Source organism: Mycobacterium sp. E802, from assembly GCF_001666875.1.
Taxonomy (GTDB): domain Bacteria; phylum Actinomycetota; class Actinomycetes; order Mycobacteriales; family Mycobacteriaceae; genus Mycobacterium.
Window position 1 is genome coordinate 17,687 of the sequence record NZ_LZJD01000159.1, and the last position, 22,962, is coordinate 40,648.

Sequence of the window (22,962 nt, forward strand, 5' to 3'; positions counted from 1 at the left end):
TCACACCAGTTGAACCTGAGGTACATACACAATCCAGCGCCCACCTTGTTGGGCAAACTGACGCTCCTTCCCCATGATCTCCTCGGCATGGTTCCAGGCGAACAGCAACGCGTAGTCCGGGAAGGGCTTGGAGAAGGAGTCGGGCGCGCACACGGGGATCAGCGACCCGGGAGTGACCGTGCCCTGCTTCTCAGGCGTCGAATCACACACCATGGGAAGCAGTTCCGGCCCGATACCGCAGTAGTTGAGCACGGTCGCGCTGCGCGAGGTGGCGCCGTAGCCGACCACAGTTCGGCCCTCGGACCGCAACTGCTCCAGTAGCGCCACGAGGTCCGTCTTGATCTTGCCGATCTGGCCTGCGAACCGGTCAAAGGTCACCGGTTCGGTGATTCCGGCGGCCTTCTCCATGGCGAGGAACTCGGCCACGGCATCGGTGGGCGGTCGACTGCCGGCCCGGGCCAGGGTGTAGCGGATCGACCCGCCGTGCAACGGTAGATGCTCGGCGTCGACCAACTCGAAGCCGAAGTGCGCAGCCATCATCTTCACCGAGCTGACGGAGAACAGATAGATGTGCTCGTCGTAGATCTGGTCAAAGTAGTTGTGCCGGAGAATATCCGCCAGCGAACGATCCTCGAACACGAATAGCCCGTCGGGCGCCAGCAGGAGGTCGACGCCACGAAGAATCGAGTCCAGCCGGGTGATGTGGCTGAACGTGTTCGCCGAGAAGATGAGGTTCGCGGGCCCGTGCTCGGCGAGAATGTCCTTGGCGGTCGATTCGTTGAAGAAGTCCGTCCGGACGTTGACGCCATGCGCCCGCGCCACTTCCCCCGCGCCGGCCGCCGGATCGACCCCGAGGTGCCGGACGCCCGCGGCGCTGAGTGTCTTGAGCATGACGCCGTCGTTGCTGCCGATTTCGACGACAAACCCGTCGGGGCCGTGCAACGAGGTTTCGATGATGTGCCGGGCCACTTCCTCGAAGTGCCTACTGATCAGCATCGATCCGGAAGCCCGGTACGGATAATCGGCGCGGTACATCTCATTGGGCGGCACTGTCTCGAGTTGCTGCACCATGGAGCAACCCGAGCAGATTCCCACTGCCAGCCGGAAAGTGGGTACCCGCTCGGCATTTTCGCGCTTGGTAAAGGCATTGGAGACCGGCTGCCGACCGAGATCGAGAACCTCGCGTAGGTCGCCGCCGCAGATCCGGCATTCGTATGTGGTCAACGCAGCCCCCTATAAGCCCGCCGAAGTCATCGGCGCGTTTCGCGTCCGGAATGTCTTCTCGCCACAAGCCTATGACGTTCCCGGACTTGAGAAGTCCCCTTTCGGCAACGTAACACGGATCGGGGTGCTCAGCGCCGTCGCCGGGCTTGCGCCTCGAAAAGGTCTGCTGCCCGAATGACGCTCTCGCGCGGGCCGGTCATTCGGGTGGCCAGGTCGTGGGCCCGGACGGCGTACTGCGGATCGAGGATCGTGCGCAGATCCGCTACCAGTGTCCGTCGGTCGGTTGCCGAGATACGCCGCGCGGTACCGACCTTCAGGCGTTTGACCTGATTACCCCAGTACGGCTGATCAGCCGTACTCCACAGGATCAGGGTCGGTATTCCGGCGCGCAAGCCGGCTGCAGTGGTGCCCGAGCCGCCGTGGTGAACCACTGCCCGGCAGGCCGGGAACACCTCGGCATAGTTCACCGCGCCGACCACCTTCACGTCGGTCAACCCCGAGGTGTCACCGAAATCCGTCCCCCCGGCACAGATCAGCGCTCGCTCACCCAGCTGCCGGCACGCCGAGCTGATCATTTCCATTGTCGCTGCCGGTGATTCAAGCGGAATACTGCCGGTCGCAAAGCAGATCGGGGGCGGCCCATCGGCGATCCAGGACGTCACTTCCTCGTTGGCCGCGGTGGTCAACTCCATCGTCAACGCCCCGACGAACGGACGACGGCCTCTGAACTTCGCCCACTCGGCCGCCAGCCCGGGCACCGCGAGGTCGTCGTACGCCTGGATCTCGAGTGCCCCCTGCTGGGCCATCCGCCGAGGCGACGGACTCGTGGACTCGGGTAGGCCCAGCTCGCGGCGCTGCGAGTCATCGGCGCTCTTGGTGGAACGCCACATGAGCCATTCGGAGATGCTGCCGGTCGCTCGCACCACCGTCGACGGCAGGCTGGGAACCAGCCGTCCGTTGGGTCGCATCGGGAAGTGGTGCAGCGCGATCAGCGGAATGCCGTAGTACTCGGCGACGTTTGCCGCAGGCTGTTCGTAATTGAGGCCCGTCGACAACAGGTCGGCATCGCGAGCCAACATCATCAACGTCTTGCTGGTCTCCGGCCAGTAGCGGGCGATGGGCGCCCACAGCTCGCGCAACGAGCCGACCGGGTTGCGCATCAACCTGGTCCAGAAGTTTCGCAGGAAGTCCTCCCGCAGAAACTCGCTCAACTCCGGTCCGTAGGAGATCACCTCAAGTCCGGCGGCCTCGGCGAAGTCGATCAGGTCCGGAGGTACGGCCAGCTCGACATCGTGACCTCTGCGCTGCAGCTCGCACCCCACGCTGACGGACGGCTCGACATCACCGCGAGTTCCGTAACATGCCAGCGCAAACTTCATCCGGCCACAACCTTTCCGTTGCCGTTCCAGTTGTCGTACGCATCCGGCGCGAGCGGCGCGAACGCCTGTGTTCCGGCGCAATCGACCATACCGCCCAAGACTTTGCAATAGTTGGTCGTATGGCTCTCAAAGGTGCGGTTCGGGACGGGCGCGACCGGTTCGTAAAGAATCAGAGCGACAGAATTGTTCAGTTCGCGCAGAAGTTCATCTATCCGTACGCCACCCGCCGGCTCCAATCCGAGGACGTGGTGTTCCTCAACTACGGATACGAGGAAGACCCGGCACTGGCTGTGCCCCTTGTGGATTCGGATGAACCCAACCGGTATTTCATCCAGCTCTACCACGCGACCGCGACCCAGGCAGAGCTCGCCGGAGCGCGGGTGCTGGAGGTGGGGTGTGGCCATGGCGGGGGCGCCTCCTATCTGGCCCGCACGTTGCTTCCGCAGTCCTACACGGGGATCGATCTCAACCCGGAGGCGATTGCGTTTTGCCAAAAGCGCCACCAGGTGCCTCATTTGGAGTTCAGGCGTGGAGACGCCGAGGATCTTCCGTTTGCCGACGGCACGTTCGACGCCGTGATCAACGTCGAATCGTCGCATCTGTACCCGCATTTCCCCCGCTTCCTCGATGAGGTGACGCGGGTACTACGACCGGGCGGGCACTTCCTCTACACCGATGTCCGCATGGTGGCAGAGATCCCGACCTGGGAGGCAGAACTGGCAGCCTCGCCGCTGCAGCTGCTTTCGGAGCGCACGATCAATGCCGAGGTGGTCCGGGGAATGGAGCACAACCTGGCGCAATGGCGGCACGTCTTCGAACGCGCCACCCCGGTGCCACTGCGATGGCTGGCCCGTAAGTTCGAGCCGGCCCGGAGAGCGTGCGAAGATCTGCGCCCGGGTGGCTCGTCGGTGTACCGCATGTACTCCTTTGTCAAACGGTGACGGCCCGCGTCACCGACAGCTCGAACACCGCTGTAACGCAGCGGGATTAGGGCTGGAGATGATCGGCGCGGTGTTCGCGTCCCGCGTTTGTGCAGCTCGTCGGTGGGTATAGTGGCGGCATGAACCTGCTGGAGTCGATCGAACGCGGCCTTGGCTGGCTGGCAACGCCCAGGCACTTGCCCGGCCGCCTCGAGATGGAGACTCAGCGTGGCAAACGCCTCGAGCTGGAAGTCGTTTCCTTCGCGATCCGGATGCCCGTCGCGGGCGGCGTCAAGCTGAAATTCCCGGTCTTCCTGATGCTCATGCCGTCCGGTTCCTCGGCGCTGAGGGGCACCGAAGACGAATCCGCACCGTCGCGCCCCTAGCGGTTCGACGCCGCGTCGGCGCCCCGGCGCAACCCATGATCGGACATTGCTGTCGGCGGCACGGTGATTGCCGGCGGCTGCTCGTCGGTTGAATGCCCGTTCACTTCCGCATGCAGCGAAAACCGGCCAAAGTTTAAGTTTCCGAAGGGGTTTGGCGGCTCGACCGTTCGTTGCTGAAGTTGTCCCGTCGCGAAGGATGGCCCTGCTCGCTGAGATGCCTTGACGTCGAACGACTCTCGACAGCCTCGGCTATTGCAGATTCAGCAATTGGTGAACAGGTCCCTCCCCCGCGCGGTGAACTGGCCAAACAGCCACATGACGGACAAATAGTTAATTTCGTAGCCGATCAATGAATTGTGTCGACCGTTCGGCGCGCGCGGGGCGTGGTAAAACGGGATTGTCCGCCGAGATTTGCTATCGCGGGAAGTTCAGGGCAATTTGAGACTGTCCATCTCCTTAGCCAACAGCCAGACCACACAAAACTCACAATCTGCGAAAATACGCAATAGCGTGACGGCGACGTCAAATCGGGATGACCTCACACATTCGCCTGATCTTGAAAGTCCAGTTAACTGCCTAGTAAAACTAGGGGAAGTTCGCTGAGCCGGGGCCCGGATTGGACTTCACCAAAAGCGGGAACTCGCTTGTGCGGCCTACCGTATGTTTGCGATATCTTTGCGCAGTCCGCTGAACAACCTGGAGAAACGTGAGCATCAACCCATTCGACGACGACAACGGCAGCTTCTATGTCCTGGTCAATGACGAGGAGCAGCACAGCCTGTGGCCGAGCTTTGCAGATGTGCCTGCGGGGTGGCAGGTCGTCTATGGCGAGGCGAACCGTTCTGCATGTTTGGAGTTCATTGAGCAGAATTGGGCAGACATACGTCCGAAGAGCCTGCGTGAGCGGTTGGCGCAGGACGGGTCTATTCAGCGCTAATTGGTCTCTGGAGAAGTTGAATAATGGAATCTGAGGGCGGGGCACTGCCGCTTTCCCGCGGGCAGTTGGATATCTGGCTTTCGCAGGAAAGCGGTCTCGCCGGGACAGAGTGGCAACTCGGGCTGCTCGGGAGAATCGACGGCGCGGTTCAGCGCGGGCTCCTCGAGCAGGCGATTCGGCAGGCCCTCGGTGAGGCCGAGCCGGCGCGTGCTGCCTTTGTCGAGGTCGACGGTCAGGTTCTCCAGAAGCCCGTCGACTACTCAGACCTGGAGTTGACGTATCACGACCTGCGGGACTGTGCCGATCCCGTTCAGAAGGTCTTGGAACTGGCCTCGGCCATTCAGCACACCCCGATGCCGCTCACCGATCGGTTGGTGACGTTCGCGTTGTTCCGCACCAAGCCGAACGAGTACTTCCTATTCGGTTTGGGCCACCATATTTCGGTAGACGGTATCGGCATGGCGCTGGTCAGCCGCCGGATCGCGACCATCTACACGGCGCTGGTCTCCGGGGATCCGGTACCGCCGGCCTACTTCGGCTCGCTACAGGATCTGGTCGACTGCGAAGCGGATTACGAAGCATCCCAGGACTTCCAGGACGATCGCGCCTACTGGAGCACCAACCGCCCGTCCGAGAGCGGGATCGACCAGGGATTGCGGCGCTCGGAGAACGGCCGTGACGCCTACGCACCCTCGGCTTCGGTCGAAGTGGATCAGGTGGCGGTTCGACACATAAAAGAACTGTCCAAGAATCTGCGGATCCGCCGCTATTCGGTCACCACCGCGGCGTGCGCACTTCTGGTCCGCGCCTGGTCGGCCAACGCCTCTGAGGTCACACTGGACTTCCCGGTCAGTCGCCGGGTCACCTCGGTGACCAAGACACTGCCGGCCATGCTCGCCGGTGTCGCGCCCCTGGTGCTCAAGTCCCCACCGGACTGGACGGTCGGCGAGTTTTGCCGCCACGTCGACGAACGCCTGCGAGAACTGCTGCAGCACCAGCGTTTCCCGGTGCACACCCTGGACGGGGACGGCGGCGCACGGCGTCATGTTTCCAATCGGGTGGCCATCAACTTCATCCCGGCCCGGCTCACGCTCGACCTGGCCGGCGCCCCGGTGACCGTCTCCTACACCAATCACGGTCCGATGGGGCACTTCGGCCTGTTCTTCATCGGGTCCAGCGATCAGCTCTTTCTGAGCACCGCGGGCGCCGGCCGCCCCTTCGCGGACTTCGAGGTGTCCGAGCTGGCCGCCCATATCCAACGGGTCCTCGATGCCATGGCGGCCGATCCGGACCGGCCCCTGTCCTCGCTGGAGCTGCTGGACAGCAAGGAAACCTCCGAGCTCGCGGAGTTCGGCAACCAGGCGGTGCTCGCACAGCCGGCCCCGGCGAAGGTGTCGATCCCGGAACTGTTCGCCACCCAGGTGGCCGCCGCTCCCGACGCCCCGGCGCTGACGTTCGAGGGCCGCTCGCTGACCTACCGCGAACTGGACGAGGCGTCCAACCGGCTGGCCCACGTGCTGTCCGCCCGCGGCGCCGGGCCGGGGCAGCGGGTGGCGCTGTTCTCACAGCGCACCGCTTCGGCGGTGATCGGGATGTTGGCAATCCTCAAATCCGGCGCCACGTATCTGCCCGTCGATCCCGCGGTGCCGCAGGCACGGCTGGAGTTCATCCTCGGCGACGCCCGCCCCGTCGCGGCGATCACCACGCCCGCGTTGCGGTCCCGGCTGGACGGCTTCGACCTCCCGATCATCGACTTCGGCGATCCCGAGATCGCCGAACAGCCCACCACCGCCCCGCCTGCGCCCGTGCCCGACGAGATCGCGTACGTCATCTACACCTCGGGTACCACGGGAGCCCCCAAGGGCGTCGCGGTCACCCACCACAACCTCACGCAGCTGATGCTCTCGCTGGATGCCAGCCTGCCGCGGCACGGCGTGTGGCCCCTGTGCCATTCCCTGGGTTTCGACGCCTCGGTATGGGAGATCGGGCATGCGCTGCTGCGCGGCGGGCGCTTGGTGGTGGTCGGCGAATCCGTGGCCGGCTCACCCGAAGACTTTCACCGCCTGCTGGTCGACGAAGAGATCACGGTGTTCACCCAGACTCCGTCGGCGGTGGCGATGCTTCCGGCCCAAGGCCTCGAGCACGCGACGCTCGTGGTCGCCGGGGAGGCCTGCCCGACCGACGTGGTGGACCGCTGGGCGGCCAACGGCCGCGTGATGTTCAACGCCTACGGGCCCACCGAGACCACGATCTGCGCGTCGATGAGTACGCCGCTGCGGGCCGGGGCGGGTGAATCGGAAGTGGTGCCGATCGGCTCGCCGGTGCCCGGCGCGGCGTTGTTCGTCCTCGACTCCTGGATGCAACCGGTTCCGACCGGCGTGGTCGGCGAGCTTTACGTCGCCGGCGACGGGGTGGCGTGCGGATACATCGGCAGGCCGGATCTGACCGCGTCGCGGTTCGTGGCCTGCCCGTTCGGCGAACCGGGACAACGGATGTACCGCACCGGCGACATGGTGCGCTGGGGCGCCGACGGACAACTGCAGTATCTGGGCCGCGCCGACGAGCAGGTCAAGATCCGTGGCTACCGCATCGAGCTCGGTGAGGTGCGCTCCGCGTTGGCCCGGGTCGACGGCGTCACCCATGCTGCGGTGATCGCCCGTGAGGACCGCCCCGGCGACAAGCGACTCGTCGGCTACATCACCGGCACCGCAGACCCGGTCCACGCCCGGGCGCAGCTCGCCGATCGGCTGCCGCCCTACATGGTGCCGGCCGCTGTCGTGGTGCTCGACGCGATGCCGTTGACCTCCAACAACAAGCTGGACACCCGCGCGTTGCCGGCTCCCGAATACACCGGCGGCGCACGCGAATACCGCGCTCCGGGGACCCCGGTCGAGGAGATCCTGGCCGGCATCTACGCCCAGGTGCTGGGCGTCGAGCAGGTCGGCGTGGACGATTCGTTCTTCGATCTCGGTGGCGACAGCATCTTGTCGATGCAGGTGGTGGCGCGGGCCCGGGCGGCCGGCGTGTGGTGCCGGCCGCGCGACGTCTTCGTCGAACAGACGGTGGCGCGGCTCGGCGGGGTGGCCAAACTCGCCGGCGGCCAGGCGGCCGTCGTCGACGAAGGCACCGGATCGGTGAACGCGACACCGATCATGCAGTGGCTGCAGCAGATGCCGGGCCGCACCGACCTGTTCAACCAGACGGTGGTGATTCAGGCTCCCGCGGCCGCGACGCATGCCGACGCGGTCACCATCCTGCAGGCGGTACTGGACCGACATGCCACGCTGCGGTTGCGCGCCGAGACCGACAGCAGCGGCGACTGGTCGTTGTCCATCCCGGACAAGGGCACCGTCGACGCGCGTGAATGCCTGCGGGTGGTCGGCACATTGTCCGAGCAGGCGGTACAGGACGCACGATCGCGGCTCGACCCGGGTGCCGGATCGATGGTCAGCGCCGTGTGGGCGCAGGACACCAACCAGTTGGCCCTGGTCATCCTGCACCTGGCGGTGGACGGGGTCTCGTGGCGAATCCTGTTGGAAGACCTCAACATCGCCTGGGCGCAGCACCACAGCGGCCAGCTGATCACGTTGCCGGCCGGCGGAACATCGTTCGCCCGCTGGTCGGAGTTGCTGGCCGAGCATGCCCGGGACACCGACGTGGTTCGGCACGCGGACACCTGGCGGAAGGTCTCGGCGACCCCGGCGACGTTGCCGCGCGTACAGCCGGAGCTGGACACCTATGCCGGTGCGGGACGGTTGTCGGTGACGTTGGACGAAGCCACCACCCAGATGTTGTTGGGCGAGGTGCCGGCGGCGTTTCACGCTGGGATACAAGACATCCTGCTGATCGCGTTCGGCCTGGCCTGGTCGGAGTTCGCCGGCGACGGTACCGACAGCGGGCCGATCGGCATCGACGTCGAAGGGCACGGCCGCAGTGAAGACCTCCTCGGGATCGACCGGATCTCCGATATCGACCTGTCCCGGACCGTGGGCTGGTTCACCACCAAATACCCCGTGGCCCTGGCGGTGGGCGGACTGACCTGGGTGCATGTTGCCGGCGGCGGTGCCGCGCTCGGTCCAGTGATCAAGGCGGCCAAGGAACAACTGCGCGCGGTGCCCGACGGCATGACCTACGGACTACTGCGCTATCTCAATCCGGATGTCGATCTGGGCGGTGATGACCCGACCATCGGCTTCAACTATCTCGGCCGCCTCGGCGCGGGCGCGGCCGAACTCTCCGAGGACCTGTGGCGGATCAGCCAGGACAGCCTGCCGATGACCGACGCGGCAGCTGCGATACCGATGGCGCTGGCCCACAGCCTCGAGATCAACGCCGGAACCCTGGAGGATGCCGGCGCCGGGCCCCGGTTGCAGGCCAATTGGACCTGGGCGCCCTCGGTGCTCGGTCGCGACCAGGTGGAACGGCTCAGTGCGCTGTGGTTCGAGGCGCTGGCCGGTATCTGCGCCCACGTGCAGTCTGGCGGCGGCGGCCTCACCCCGTCGGATGTCGCCCCGGTGCGCCTGACGCAGCAGCAGATCGACGAGCTCACCGAGCGGTACCGGATCGCCGATGTCCTGCCGCTCACCCCGCTGCAGCAGGGTCTGCTGTTCCAGTCCGCCTTCGCGCAGGACGCGGCCGACGGGATCGCCGAGGACGTCTACGCGGTCCAACTCGGCGTCACCGTGACCGGTGAACTCGACCCCAACCGGCTGCGCGATGCGGTCGAGGACGTCATCGCCCGCCATCCCAATCTCGCCGCCCGGTTCAGTGAGCAGTTCGGTGAGCCGGTGCAGGTGCTTCCGGCCGATCCGACGATCGCCTGGCAGTACGTCGACCTGCGGGCCGAAACCCATTCTGACACCGCACTTTACGGTGACGAGCGGGTCGAACAGTTGGGCGCGGCCGAACGCCGCGCCGTCTGCGACCTGGCCGGTGCGCCCACGTTCCGGGTTGCGCTTCTCCGTACCGGCGACGCCCGGCACCGCCTGATGCTGACCATCCACCACATCGTGATCGACGGGTGGTCACTGCCGATCCTGCTGCAGGAGATCTTCGCCCGCTACCACGGGCACCGGCTGCCGGCACCGGTGCCGTTCCGCAACTTCGTGCGCTGGTTGACCGATCAGGATCATGCTGCGGCGCAGGCGGTGTGGCGGGAGGTACTGGACGGTTTCGAGAACCCGACGCTCGTCGGCCCGCCGACACCGGCCGGGCAGCGCGGCGTCGAGTCCTATCGACTCCCGGCCGAGATCACCGGTGCACTGGCCGAGCTGGCCCGCGCTCAGCACACCACGATCAACACGGTGTTGCAGGCTGCCTGGGCCCAGGTGCTGATGGCCCAGACCGGCCATCGTGACGTGGTGTTCGGTACTGCGGTATCGGGCCGGCCGGTGGATCTGCCCGGCGCGGAATCGATTGTGGGCCTGCTGATCAACACTGTGCCGGTGCGGGCAAAGATCGCTGCGGACACCACCGTGGCGGAGCTGCTGGACCAACTGCAGCGGGTCCACAACGACACCGTCGAACACGAACACCTGGCACTGGCCGAGATTCACCGCGCCAGCGGACATGACCGGTTGTTCGACACCCTGTTCGTCTACGAGAACTACCCGGTGGACACCGCGGCCCTCCTGGGTGCGCAGGAGCTGGGTATCACCGACTTCGCCAGTCGCGAATACAACCACTACCCGCTGTCGATGGTGGCGATGCCCGGTGACGAGCTGGGCTTGCGCATCGAGTTCGACAGCGAGGTCTTCGACACGACCGACATTGCGGCGCTGGCCAATCGGATGCAGCAGGTGCTGGCGGTCATGGCCGCCGATCCGGCCCGCCGGGTCTCGTCGATCGATCTGCTCGGTGCCGACGAGCACGACCGGCTGCACAACTGGGGTAACCGTGCAGCGCTGGCCGCACCGGCCCGGGCGGTCCGGTCCATTCCGGAACTCTTCGCCGCCCAGGTGGCCCGCGATCGGGAAGCGGTGGCGCTCACCGACGACGGCCGGTCGATCACCTACGGCGAACTCGACGAGGCGTCGAACCGGTTGGCGCAGGTGCTGTCTGCTCGGGGCGCCGCCCCGGGCCGGCGGGTGGCGATGCTGCTGCCACGCAACGCCGAGGCCATCACCGCGATCCTGGCCGTGGCGAAAACCGGGGCGGCCTACGTGCCGATCGACCCGGCGCACCCCGACGCCCGTATCGAATTCGTCCTGGCCGACGCGGAACCGGTGGTTGCGCTCACCACCGCCGAGTTGCGCCACCGGCTGGAGCCGTCCGGCGTGCCGATCGTCGACATCGACGACGCGTCGATTGGCGCGCAGCCCGCAACCGACCTACCGGCCACCGTTGAAGCCGGCGACGTCGCGTACATCATCTACACATCCGGCACCACCGGAATGCCCAAGGGCGTGGCGATAACTCACCGCAACGTCGCCACACTGCTCGACACGCTCGGCGTCGAACTGGCCGTCGGCCGGGTCTGGACCCAGTGCCATTCGCTGGCCTTCGACTACTCGGTCTGGGAGATCTGGGGACCGCTGCTCAGCGGTGGACGGCTGCTGGTCGTACCGGATGCGGTGGTCCGCTCGCCCGAAGACCTGCATGCCCTCTTGGTCGACGAGCAGGTCAACGTCCTGAGCCAGACCCCGTCGGCCTTCTATGCGTTGCAGACCGCCGACACGCTGGCGCCGGAGGTGGGCCGGCAGGTCGCCCTGGAGACTGTCGTGTTCGGCGGTGAAGCACTTGAGCCACAGCGGCTTTCCGGCTGGATGCGCAACCACCCGAATTCACCGCGGTTGATCAACATGTACGGGATCACCGAGACCACGGTGCATGCCTCGTACCGCGAGATCACCGGCGCCGACCTCGACAGCAACTCCAGTCCGATCGGGGTGCCGTTGGGCCATCTGGCGTTCTTCGTGCTGGACGAGTGGATGCGTCAGGTCCCGGTCGGCGTGGTCGGCGAACTGTATGTGGCCGGCGCCGGATTGGCGGTCGGCTACGTGGGCCGTCCGGATCTCTCGTCGACGCGGTTCGTGGCGTGCCCGTACGGAGAACCCGGCCAACGGATGTACCGCACCGGCGATCTCGTGCGGTGGGGGACCGACGGCGAACTCCGGTACGAGGGACGCGCCGACAAGCAGGTCAAGATCCGCGGCTACCGCATCGAACTCGGTGAGGTGCAGGCTGCGCTGGCCGTCGTCGACGGTGTCGAGCACGCGGCCGTGATCGCCCGTGAGGATCGTCCAGGCGACAAACGCCTCGTCGGTTACGTCACCGGATCGGTCGATCCGTCCGCCGCCCGCACCGCGCTCGCCGAACGCCTGCCGACGTACATGGTGCCGACCGCGGTGGTGGTGCTGGACACCTTGCCGCTCACCGTGAACGGAAAGCTCGACACGCGGGCCCTGCCCGCGCCGGAATACCAGGATGCCGATCAGTACCGGGCACCGCACGATGCCGTCGAGCAGATCCTGGCGGGCATCTACGCCCAGGTGCTCGGGGTCGAGCGGGTCGGCGTGGACGATTCGTTCTTCGACCTCGGCGGAGACAGCATCTCGTCGATGCAGGTGGTGGCGCGCGCCCGGGCCGCGGGTCTGGTGTGCCGACCGCGCGACGTCTTCGTCGAGCAGACGGTGGCCCGGTTGGCACAGGTCGTGGTCTCCGCCGACGGCCAGACCACGGTGGCCGACGAGGGGATCGGCCCGGTGCCGGCGACGCCGATCATGCGCTGGTTGCACGAACTCGACGCGTCCGCAGACGAGTTCAACCAGGCGGTGGTGCTGCGGGCACCCGACGGGGTGACCGAGAGCGACGTGGTGATCGTGCTGCAGGCCCTGTTGGACCGGCACGCGATGTTGCGGTTGACCGCGGAAGCCGGCCCGGATGGCACATGGTCGTTCGCGGTGCCGGAGCCGGGCACGGTGGATGCCGGTGCCTACGTGCACATCGTCGACGAGTTGTCGAACGAGGCCTTGATCGCAGCGCGGTCCCGCCTGAATCCCGCCGCCGGCGAGATGGTCAGCGCACTGTGGGTGCCCCACACCGGTGCACTGGTCCTGATGATCCACCACCTGGCCGTGGATGCGGTGTCGTGGCGGATCCTGTTGGAGGACTTGAACATCGCCTGGGCGCAGCACCGCAGCGGGCAGGCGATCGAGTTGCCGGCCGTGGGCACGTCCTTTGCGCGCTGGTCCTCGGTGCTCAACGAGTACGCACACAAGCCGGCGGTGGTCGCCCTTGCGGACACGTGGCGGCAGGTGGCCTCGGTGCCCGCGGCGCTGCCGGCCGTGCAACCGGCGGTGGACACCTACGCCAACGCCGGGCAGTTGTCGGTGGAGTTGGACGTCGAGTCCACCCGTCAGTTGCTCGGTGCGGTCCCGGCCGCGTTCCACGCCGGCGTGCAGGACATTCTGCTGATCGCGTTCGGTCTGGCGGCCGCGGAATTCCTCGGCACGGCAGGTAATCCGATCGCCGTCGACGTCGAGAGTCACGGCCGCGACGAGGAACTCGCCGGCGACATGGACCTGTCGCGCACCGTCGGGTGGTTCACCGCCAAGTATCCCGTCGAGCTGCTGCCGGGTGAACTGACCTGGGACACAGTAACTTCGGGTGATTCCGCGTTGGGACCGGTGATCAAGGAAGCCAAGGAACGGCTGCGGGCCCTGCCCGACGGGATCACCTACGGGCTGCTGCGGTACCTGAATCCCGAGGTCGGTCTGGAGGGTCCGGACCCGGCCTTCGGCTTCAACTATCTGGGCCGCCTCGGTGCGGGTGCCGGTGAACTGTCCGACGAGCTGTGGCGGATCGATCAGGACGCGGTCTCGGTCACCGCGACGGCCTCGGCGGTGCCGACGCCGCTGGGGCACACGGTGGAACTCAACGCCGGCACGATCGACGCCGCGAACGGAACCGAGGACGGTCCGCGGCTGCACGCCACCTGGACGTGGGCCACCTCGGCCCTGGACGCCGACCAGGTCGGCCGGCTCAGCCGGCTGTGGTTCGAGGCGCTGGCCGGGATCTGTGCGCACGTCCGCGCCGGTGGCGGCGGGCTGACCCCGTCCGACATTGCGCCGGCGCACTTGTCGCAACCGCAGCTCGATGAGCTGCAACAGCAATGCGCCGTCGCCGACGTGCTGCCGCTGACCCCGCTGCAGCAGGGTCTGCTGTTCCACACCGGTTCCGGGCAGGGCGGTGACGACCTGTACTCGGTGCAACTCGACATCACGGTGGCCGGCCCGTTGGACGCCGACCGGTTGCGCGACGCGGTGCAGGACGTGATCAGGCGTCGTCCGAACATCGTCGCCCACTTTGTCGAGGACTTCGGTGTGCCGGTGCAGGTGTTGCCGGCCGAGCCGGTGCTCGCCTGGCAGTACCTGGACCTGACCGGTGTGCCGGAAAGTGACGTGGAATCCCAGATCGAGCAGTTCAGCGCCGCCGAACGGACCGCGGTCGGCGGGCTGGGTGATCAGCCGCCGTTCCGTGCGGCGCTGATCCGTACCGGCGACAATCAACACCGGTTCGTGCTCACCAACCACCACATCGTGCTCGACGGTTGGTCCAAACCGATTCTGTTGCAGGAGATCTTCGCCGGCTATTTCGGTGGCCGGCTGCCGGCACCCGTTCCGTACCGGCGATTCGTCACCTGGCTGGCTGACCAGGACGTCAGCGCAGCGCAGGACGCGTGGCGCCAGGTATTCGCGGGCTTCGACACCCCGACGCTGGTCGGGCCGCCGGCCCGGATCGCACTGGGGCGCCGCGGGGTCGAGTCGTTCCAGCTGTCGGCCGAGACCACCAAGGCCCTGGGCGAATTGGCCCGTACCTGTCACACCACCGTCAGCACGGTGCTGCAGGGGGCCTGGGCGCAGCTGCTGATGTGGCTGACCGGCCAGCGCGACGTCGCTTTCGGCACCGCGGTGTCGGGGCGCCCGACCGACCTTCCCGGCGCCGAGTCGATGGTCGGCCTGCTGATCAACACCGTGCCGGTGCGGGCCACGTTCACCCCGGCCACCACGATCGCAAGTTTGCTGGATCAACTCCAGGGCGCGTACAGCGAAACTCTGGATCATCAGCACTTGGCGCTCAACGAGATTCACCGGGTGACCGGTCACGACCAGTTGTTCGACACGATGTTCGTCTACGAAAATTATCCGATCGACACGGCCGCCCTGTCGGGCGTCAATGATCTGGCGATCACCCATTTCACCAATCGCGAGTACAACCACTACCCGCTTTCGGTACAGGCCGTACCCGGCCATGAACTGGGCTTACGTGTCGAATTCGATTCCGACATCTTCGATTCGGTCCGAATCGCAAGGTTGGTCACGCGGTTCAGGCGGGTACTCGAAGCCATGACCGCAGACACGAGGGGGCAGTCATGAGCATCGATTCCAGTCGAACACTGTTGTCCTTCGATCTTCTCGACGACAACGAACATGATCGGCTCGACGAGTGGGGCAATCGGGCGGTCTTGGGCCACCCCGCGTCGGATCCGGTCACGGTTCCGGCGTTGTTCAGCGCCCAGGTGGAGCGGACCCCGGAATCGATGGCGCTGGTCTGCGGCGAGCGGTCCTGGAGCTATCGCGAACTCGACGAGGCCTCGAATCGGTTGGCGCACGTGCTGGCCGCGCATGGCGCCGGTCCGGGGGAGACCGTCGCCATGCTGATTCCGCGCTCGGGCGAGGCCATTGTGTCGATCCTGGCGGTGCTCAAGACCGGGGCCGCCTACCTGCCCGTCGATCCGGCGCATCCCGATGAGCGAATCGCGTTCATGCTCACCGACGCGGCGCCCATCGCCGCGGTCACCACGGCGGATCTGCGCAACCGTCTCGACGACTCTGCAGTGGCGGTGATCGGCGTCGACGACCCCGAGGTGGACACCCAGTCGAGCACTGCTCTGCCGGGACCCCGGCCCGAAGATCTCGCCTACATGACCTACACGTCGGGAACCACCGGTGTGCCGAAAGCTGTTGCGGTGACCCATCGCAACGTGACCTCACTGGTGGAGCGCCTGCACGCCGACCTGCCCCCCGGGCCGGGTCAGGCCTGGTCGCAATGGCATTCGCTCGTCTTCGACGTCTCGGTGTGGGAGATCTGGGGCGCGCTACTGCACGGTGGACGACTGGTGGTCGTACCCGAGGCCGCCGCCAGTTCACCCGATGACCTGCACAACCTGCTTCTGACCGAGAAGGTCAGTGTGCTGTGCCTGACCCCCTCGGCGGCGGGCATGCTGTCGCCGGAGCGGTTGGAGTCCACGACACTGGTGGTCGCCGGCGAGGCCTGCCCCACCGAATTGGTACAGCGCTGGGCGCCGGGCCGGGTGATGATCAACGCCTACGGTCCCACGGAGGCAACGGTTTACGCGGCGATGAGCGCGCCGCTGACGGCGTCGGGTGAGGGCGGCGGGATCGTGCCGATCGGCTCACCCGTCCCCGGCGCGGCGTTGTTCGTGCTCGACCAGTGGCTTCGGCCTGCCCCCGAGGGCGTGGTCGGTGAGCTGTACATCGCCGGTGCCGGCGTGGCCGTCGGTTATGCGCGTCGGGCGGGGCTCACCGCCTCCCGGTTCGTGGCGTGCCCGTTCGGCGGGGACGACGCCCCCGGGTCGGTCATGTACCGCACCGGTGATCTGGTCAAGTGGGGCGAGGACGGACAGCTGCAGTATCTGGGCCGGGCCGACGAGCAGGTGAAGATCCGCGGTTACCGCATCGAACTGGGCGAGGTGCAGGCCGCCCTGGCCGGGCTGGACGGGGTGACCCAGGCCGTCGTGATCGCCCGTGAGGACCGTCCCGGTGACAAACGGCTGGTCGGGTATGTCACCGGCAACGCCGATCCGGTTCACATGCGTGCGGCGCTGGCCAAGCGGCTGCCGGCCTACATGGTGCCCGCCGCGGTGGTGGTGGTCGACGCGTTCCCGCTGACCGTGAACGGCAAGCTCGACAAGCGCGCCCTACCGGCGCCCGAATACCGCAGTGCCGAAAACGGTTACCGCGCACCGAGCACCCCCGTGGAGGAGATCCTCGCCGACATCTACGCCCAGGTGCTGGGCGTGGACAAGGTCGGCGTCGACGACTCATTTCTCGATCTGGGCGGCGACAGCATCCTGTCGATGCAGGTGGTGGCGCGGGCCCGGGCGGCCGGTGTGCGGTGCCGGCCGCGTGACATCTTCGTCGAGCAGACCGTGGCCGGTGTCGCGCGGGTGGCGGGTTTCGCCGATCCGGAGAACGCCGTGGTGGACGAAGGCACCGGCCCGGTGTCGCCCACGCCCATCATGCGGTGGCTGCGCGAAGTGCCCGGCCCGGTGGACCAGTTCAACCAGACGGTGGTGCTGCAGGCGCCCGACGGCGCCACCGAGGCCGACGTGGTGGTCTTGGTGCAGGCACTGCTCGATCGGCACGCCACCCTTCGGATGCGCGCCGAGACCGGTGCCGAGGGTGAGTGGTCGCTGAACGTGCCCGACCCGGGTGCGGTGAATGCCCGTGACTGCCTGTCGGTCGTCGAGGGACTGTCCGACGAGGCGTTGGTGACGGCGTTGACGCATCTGGATCCGTCCGCGGGCTCGCTCCTGCGCGCCCTGTGGGTGCCTGCCACCAGCCAGCTGGTGCTGATGATCCACCACCTGGCGGTCGACGGCGTGTCGTGGCGAATCCTGTTGGAAGACTTGAACATTTCCTGGGCGCAGCATCACACCGGACAACCGGTGCAGCTACCGGCCGGCGGGACGTCCTTTGCCCGGTGGTCGCACCTGCTGACCGAGCACGCCGCGGACGCGGACGTGGTCCGGCACGTCGACGCCTGGCGTGCGGTGAGTGCGGTGCCCCAGGCGTTGCCGGCGCTGCGGCCCGAGGTGGACACCTATGCCAACGCCGGTCAGCTGTCTTTGGAGTTGGACGTCGAGACCACCCGGCAGCTGCTGGGCGAGGTGCCCGCGGCATTCCACGCCGGGGTCCAGGACATCCTGCTGATCGCGTTCGGCCTGGCGTGGGCCGAATACCTGGGAACCGGCAACAGGCCGATCAGTTTCGACGTGGAGGGGCACGGCCGCAACGAGGACATCGGGGGACAGGACACCGCCGACGTCGATCTGTCCCGCACCGTGGGTTGGTTCACCACCAAATACCCGGTGGCGCTGCAGATGGCCGAATTGCCCTGGGAACAGGTGATTTCCGGCGAGGCCGAACTGGGACCCGTCCTGAAGGCGGCGAAAGAACAGTTGCGCGCCCTGCCCGACGACCTGACCTACGGGATGCTGCGCTACCTCAACGACGACGTCGAGCTGGACGGACCGGACCCGACGATCGGGTTCAACTACCTCGGCCGCCTCGGCGCGGGCGTGGGCGACCTGTCCGACGAGCTGTGGCGCATCGACCAGGACGCATTGTCGGCCACCGGGGCGGCCTCGGCCGTGGCCATGCCGTTGATGCACACCGTGGAACTCAACGCCGGCACCATGGATACCGACGCCGGCCCGTGCCTGCAGGCCGCGTGGACCTGGGCGCCCTCGGTGCTCGGTCCGGACCAGGTGGACCGGATCAGCCGGTTGTGGTTCGAGGCGCTGAAGGGGATCTGCGCCCACGTGCGTTCCGGCGGCGGCGGGTTGACCCCGTCGGATGTGCTTCCGGCCCGGCTTACCCAACACCAGATCGACGAGCTGCAGCAGCAATTCGCCGTCGCCGACGTGCTGCCGCTGACTCCGGTGCAGCAGGGGCTGCTGTTCCACTCCACCTTCGCCCGCGGTGAAGGGGCCCACGACGATGTCTACGCGGTGCAGCTCGACATCACCGTGACCGGTGTGGTGGACCAGCACCGGCTACGCGATGCACTGCACACCGTCGTGGCTCGCCATCCCAACCTGGCGGCCCGCTTCTGCGGGCAGTTCGGTGATCCCGTGCAGGTGATCCCGGCGGATCCGGTGATGGCCTGGCGCTACCTGGATCTGCGCGGGGACGACCAGAGCCCCGACGAGGAGGTACGGCAGCTCTGCGACGCCGAGCGTGGGGCCGTGTGCGACCTGGCCGAGCGGCCGACGTTCCGGGCCGCGCTGATCCGCACCTCGGGCAACGAACACCGGTTCGTGTTGACGTTCCACCACATCGTGATCGACGGCTGGTCGCTGCCGATCCTGTTGCAGGAGATCTTCGCCAGCTACTTCGGCCAGCGGTTGCCCGCACCGGCGTCGTACCGGAACTTCGTCGACTGGCTGGCCCGCCAGGATCGTCCCGCGGCCGAGGTGGCGTGGCGAAACCTGTTGGCGGGATTCGAAACTCCGACGCTGGTCGCGCCGCCGGTCGAGCCCGGCCCCCGCGGCATCGAGACCTACCGGGTATCGGCCGAGACCACCCGGGCACTCGGTGAGCTCGCGCGGTCACAGCACACCACGGTGGCCACCGTGCTGCAGGCCGCCTGGGCCCAGCTGCTGATGTGGTTGACCGGTCAGCACGACGTCGCCTTCGGTACCGCCGTCTCGGGTCGGCCCACCGACCTGCCCGGCGCGGATTCGATGGTGGGCCTGCTGATCAACACGGTTCCGGTGCGGGCCCGCACCACCGCCACCACGACGGTGGCCGAGTTGCTCGAGCAGCTGCAGCGCGCTCACAACGACACCCTGGAGCACGAACACCTGGCGCTCACCGACATTCACCACCTCTCCGGTCACGAGCAGCTGTTCGACACGCTCTTCCTGTACGAGAGCTATCCGATCGACACCAGCGCGTTCATGGGTGTGCAGGAGTTGGCGGTCACGGAGTTCAACAACCGCGAGTACAACCACTACCCGCTGTCGGTGATGGCCCTGCCGGGCCACGAGCTGGGCCTGCGGCTGGAGTTCGACAGCGACGTGTTCAGCGTCGCCGTGATCGACGGCCTGGTGGAGCGGTTCCAGCGGCTGCTGGTGGACATGACCACCGACCCGACGCGCCGTCTCTCCTCGATGGACGTGCTCGAGGCAGCCGAACATGACCGGCTCGACGAGTGGAGCAACCGCGGCATCCTCGACCAACCGGTGGCCGAACCGATCTCGATCCCGGAGATGTTCAGCCGGCAGGTGGACCGTGACCCGGGTGCGCCCGCGCTCACGTTCGGCGATTGCACGCTGACGTACGACGAGCTCGACGAGGACGCGCGCCGGCTGGCAAATCTGTTGGCGCTCATGGGTGCCGGGCCGGGACAGACCGTGGCCCTGCTGGCGCCGCGCTCCGACCGGGCGATCGTGGCGATCCTGGCGGTGCTCAAGACCGGGGCGGCCTACCTGCCGATCGACCCGGCCGTGCCCGCCACGCGTTTGGAGTTCATGCTCGCCGATGCCGCGCCGATCGTCGCCATCACGACCGCCGAACTACGTTCCCGCCTCGACGGGACCGACGTACAGATCGTCGAGGTCGACGATCCGGCTGTGGAATCCGCCGGTCTGATCTATCCCACCGCCGACCTGTTGCCGCCGTCGGCCGACGACATCGCGTACCTGATCTACACCTCGGGTACCACCGGCACGCCCAAGGGTGTGGCCGTCACCCACGGCAACGTGACGCAGGTGCTCCAGCAGCTGCACCCCGACCTGCCCGCAGGCCCGGGACAGGTGTGGTCGCAATGGCATTCACTCGTTTTCGACGTCTCGGTGTGGGAGATCTGGGGCGCCCTGCTGCACGGGTCGCAGCTGGTGGTCGTCCCCGAGTCGGTGGCCGGCTCACCGGACGACCTGCACGATCTGTTGGTCGCCGAGAAGGTCAGCGTGCTCTACCAGACCCCGTCGGCGGTCGGGATGCTCTCGCCCGAGGGCCTGGAGAACACCACGCTGGTGGTGGCCGGTGAGGCCTGCCCGAGCGAAGTGGTGGATCGGTGGGCACCCGGTCGGGTGATGATCAACGCCTACGGGCCGACCGAAGCCACGATCTACGGCACGATGAGCGCGCCGCTGCAGAAGACGCAGCGGGCCGGGGCCGTCGTCCCGATCGGTGCGCCGGTGCCCTCGGGCGCGGCGTTCGTCCTCGATGAGTGGCTGCGTCCGGTCTCTGCCGGCGTGGTCGGCGAGCTCTACCTGGCCGGCCGCGGCGTCGCCGTCGGCTATCTGCACCGTGCCGGGCTGACCGCGTCGCGGTTCGTCGCCTGCCCGTTCGGCGGACCCGACGCTGCCGGACAGGTGATGTACCGCACCGGTGATCTGGTCAAGTGGGGCGAGGACGGGCAACTGCAGTATCTGGGCCGTGCCGATGAGCAGGTCAAGATCCGCGGTTACCGCATCGAGCTGGGGGAGATCCAGGCGGCGCTGGCCGAACTCGACGGGGTGAACCAGGCCGCGGTGATCGCCCGCGAGGACCGTCCCGGCGACAAGAGGCTGGTCGGTTATGTGACCGGCCACGGCGATCCGACCCAGCTGCGCAAGGAGTTGGGCGTGCGGCTGCCGGCCTACATGGTGCCGTCGACGATCGTCGTCCTCGACGTTCTGCCGCTGACGGTCAACGGCAAGCTGGACCGTCGTGCGCTGCCGGCGCCGAATTACCAGGACGCCGCGCGCTACCGCGCGCCGTCCAACGCCGTCGAGGAAAAGATCGCCGGCATCTACGCCCAGGTCCTCGGTATGGACCGGGTCGGGGTCGACGAGTCCTTCTTCGACCTGGGTGGCGATTCGATCTCCGCGATGCGGGTGATCGCGGCGGTCAACACCACGCTCGAGGTGGACCTCGCCGTGCGCACCTTGTTCGAGACGCCGACGGTGGCCGGCCTGAGCCTGCAGCTCGACAGCGAGACCGCCTTCGACACCCAGAGCCCCAGCGGCGTCAGCTTCGCCTCGGTGCACGGCCACAACGCCATCGAGGTGCATGCCCGTGACCTGACGCTGGACAAGTTCATCGACTCGGCCACCCTGCGCACGGCCCGCGTCCTGCCGCGGCCGGACGGCAACGTGCAGACGGTCCTGTTGACCGGGGCCACCGGCTTCCTCGGCCGGTACCTGCTGCTGGACTGGCTGCAGCGGCTGCGCCGCGTCGACGACAAGGTGATCTGCCTGGTGCGCGGCAAGTCCGACGAGGACGCCCGCCGCCGGTTGGAGGCCACGTTCGACACCGACCCGGTGCTGCAACGCCGGTTCCGGGAACTGGCCGCCGAACGGCTCGAGGTCGTCGCCGGAGACAAGGGCGAACCCGACTTCGGACTCGACCCGCAGCGGTGGCGCCGGCTGGCCGAGAGCGTCGATCTCATCGTCGACTCGGCAGCGTTCGTCAACAGCGTGCTGCCCTACAGCGAGCTGTTCGGTCCGAACGTCGTCGGCACCGCCGAGCTGATCCGCTTCGCCCTGACCGCCAAGCTCAAGCCGTACAACTACATCTCCACATCCGACGTGGGCCGCCAGATCGAGCCGTCGAAGTTCACCGAGGACGCCGACATCCGCGAGATCAGCGCGACCCGTACGGTCGACGCCGGCTACGCCAACGGCTACGGCAACAGCAAGTGGGCCGGTGAGGTGTTGCTGCGTGAGGCCCACGATCTGTGCGGGTTGCCGGTCGCGGTGTTCCGCTCGGGCATGATCCTGACCGAGACGACCTACCCCGGGCAGCTCAATGTGGCCGACACCGTCAGCCGCATGGTGTTGAGCATCGTGGCCACCGGTGTGGCGCCGAAGTCCTTCTACCGACTCGGCCACGATGGCGAGCGGCAGCGCGCGCACTTCGACGGGCTGCCGGTGGACTTCGTCGCGGAGGCCATCACCACGCTGGGTTGGCAGGTGGCGCGTTCGGCGACAGCCGATTTCGAGACCTACCACGTGATGAATCCGCACGATGACGGCGTCGGGATCGACACCTATATCGACTGGCTGATCGAGGCGGGCTATCCGATCACGCGCATCGACGACTTCTCAGAGTGGTTGCGCCAGTTCGAAACCCGGTTGCAGGACCTGCCGGAACGGCAGCGCCAGAACTCGGTGTTGCAGATGCTGACGCTGCTGAAGCAGCATGCCGGGGAGTTGCAGCCACCGGAGCCGACGCTGGGCTCCTACGCTCCTGCCGACCGGTTCCACGCTGCGGTGCGGGAGGCGAAAGTCGGTGCGGCAAACGACATTCCCCATGTGACGCCGGAGGTCATCGTCAAATACGTAACTGACCTGCAGTTGCTCGGGATGTTGTAGGGCCGAT

7 protein-coding genes are annotated in these 22,962 nt (G+C 67.1%); 5 read left to right on the plus strand and 2 right to left on the minus strand.

Translation table 11 applies throughout. The annotated features are described in order from the left end of the window. Positions 1-1,224, minus strand: a complete 1,224-nt coding sequence (locus A5699_RS23160; protein WP_067774479.1) for a class I SAM-dependent methyltransferase — start codon at positions 1,222-1,224, stop codon at positions 1-3. 128 nt (positions 1,225-1,352) lie between these two features. Continuing rightward, positions 1,353-2,603, minus strand: a complete 1,251-nt coding sequence (locus A5699_RS23165) for a glycosyltransferase (RefSeq protein ID WP_067774482.1) — start codon at positions 2,601-2,603, stop codon at positions 1,353-1,355. A gap of 119 nt (positions 2,604-2,722) precedes the next feature. Between A5699_RS23165 and mtf2 the strand changes: the two genes are divergently transcribed. The 5 genes from mtf2 to A5699_RS23190 all read left to right on the plus strand — a co-directional run bounded on the left by mtf2 (position 2,723) and on the right by A5699_RS23190 (position 22,955). Continuing rightward, entirely contained in the window at positions 2,723-3,544 is an 822-nt protein-coding gene (gene mtf2, locus A5699_RS23170; RefSeq protein ID WP_082957841.1) for a fatty-acid O-methyltransferase Mtf2, read from the plus strand. Positions 3,545-3,663: 119 nt separating this feature from the next. After that, positions 3,664-3,909 (plus strand): hypothetical protein, encoded by a 246-nt coding sequence (locus A5699_RS23175; protein WP_067774484.1) that lies wholly within the window; start codon positions 3,664-3,666, stop codon positions 3,907-3,909. 706 nt (positions 3,910-4,615) lie between these two features. After that, on the plus strand, positions 4,616-4,846 hold the full coding sequence (locus A5699_RS23180) for an MbtH family protein (protein ID WP_067774486.1): 231 nt from the start codon (positions 4,616-4,618) through the stop codon (positions 4,844-4,846). 23 nt (positions 4,847-4,869) lie between these two features. After that, the gene (locus tag A5699_RS23185; RefSeq protein WP_067774488.1) at positions 4,870-15,222 is read left to right on the plus strand and encodes a non-ribosomal peptide synthetase; all 10,353 of its coding nucleotides are present in this window, start codon (positions 4,870-4,872) and stop codon (positions 15,220-15,222) included. Continuing rightward, positions 15,219-22,955 (plus strand): non-ribosomal peptide synthetase, encoded by a 7,737-nt coding sequence (locus A5699_RS23190; protein ID WP_067774492.1) that lies wholly within the window; start codon positions 15,219-15,221, stop codon positions 22,953-22,955. Before A5699_RS23185 ends, A5699_RS23190 begins: the two co-directional genes overlap by 4 nt. The last annotated feature ends 7 nt before the right edge of the window (positions 22,956-22,962 follow it).

Bases quoted from the DNA above. Each gene is read 5' to 3' on its own strand.
- mtf2 (WP_082957841.1), top strand. From the start codon at position 2,723: ATGGCTCTCAAAGGTGCGGTTCGGGACGGGCGCGACCGGTTCGTAAAG.
- A5699_RS23185 (WP_067774488.1), top strand. From the start codon at position 4,870: ATGGAATCTGAGGGCGGGGCACTGCCGCTTTCCCGCGGGCAGTTGGAT.
- A5699_RS23190 (WP_067774492.1), top strand. From the start codon at position 15,219: ATGAGCATCGATTCCAGTCGAACACTGTTGTCCTTCGATCTTCTCGAC.
- A5699_RS23165 (WP_067774482.1), bottom strand. From the start codon at position 2,603: ATGAAGTTTGCGCTGGCATGTTACGGAACTCGCGGTGATGTCGAGCCG.
- A5699_RS23175 (WP_067774484.1), top strand. From the start codon at position 3,664: ATGAACCTGCTGGAGTCGATCGAACGCGGCCTTGGCTGGCTGGCAACG.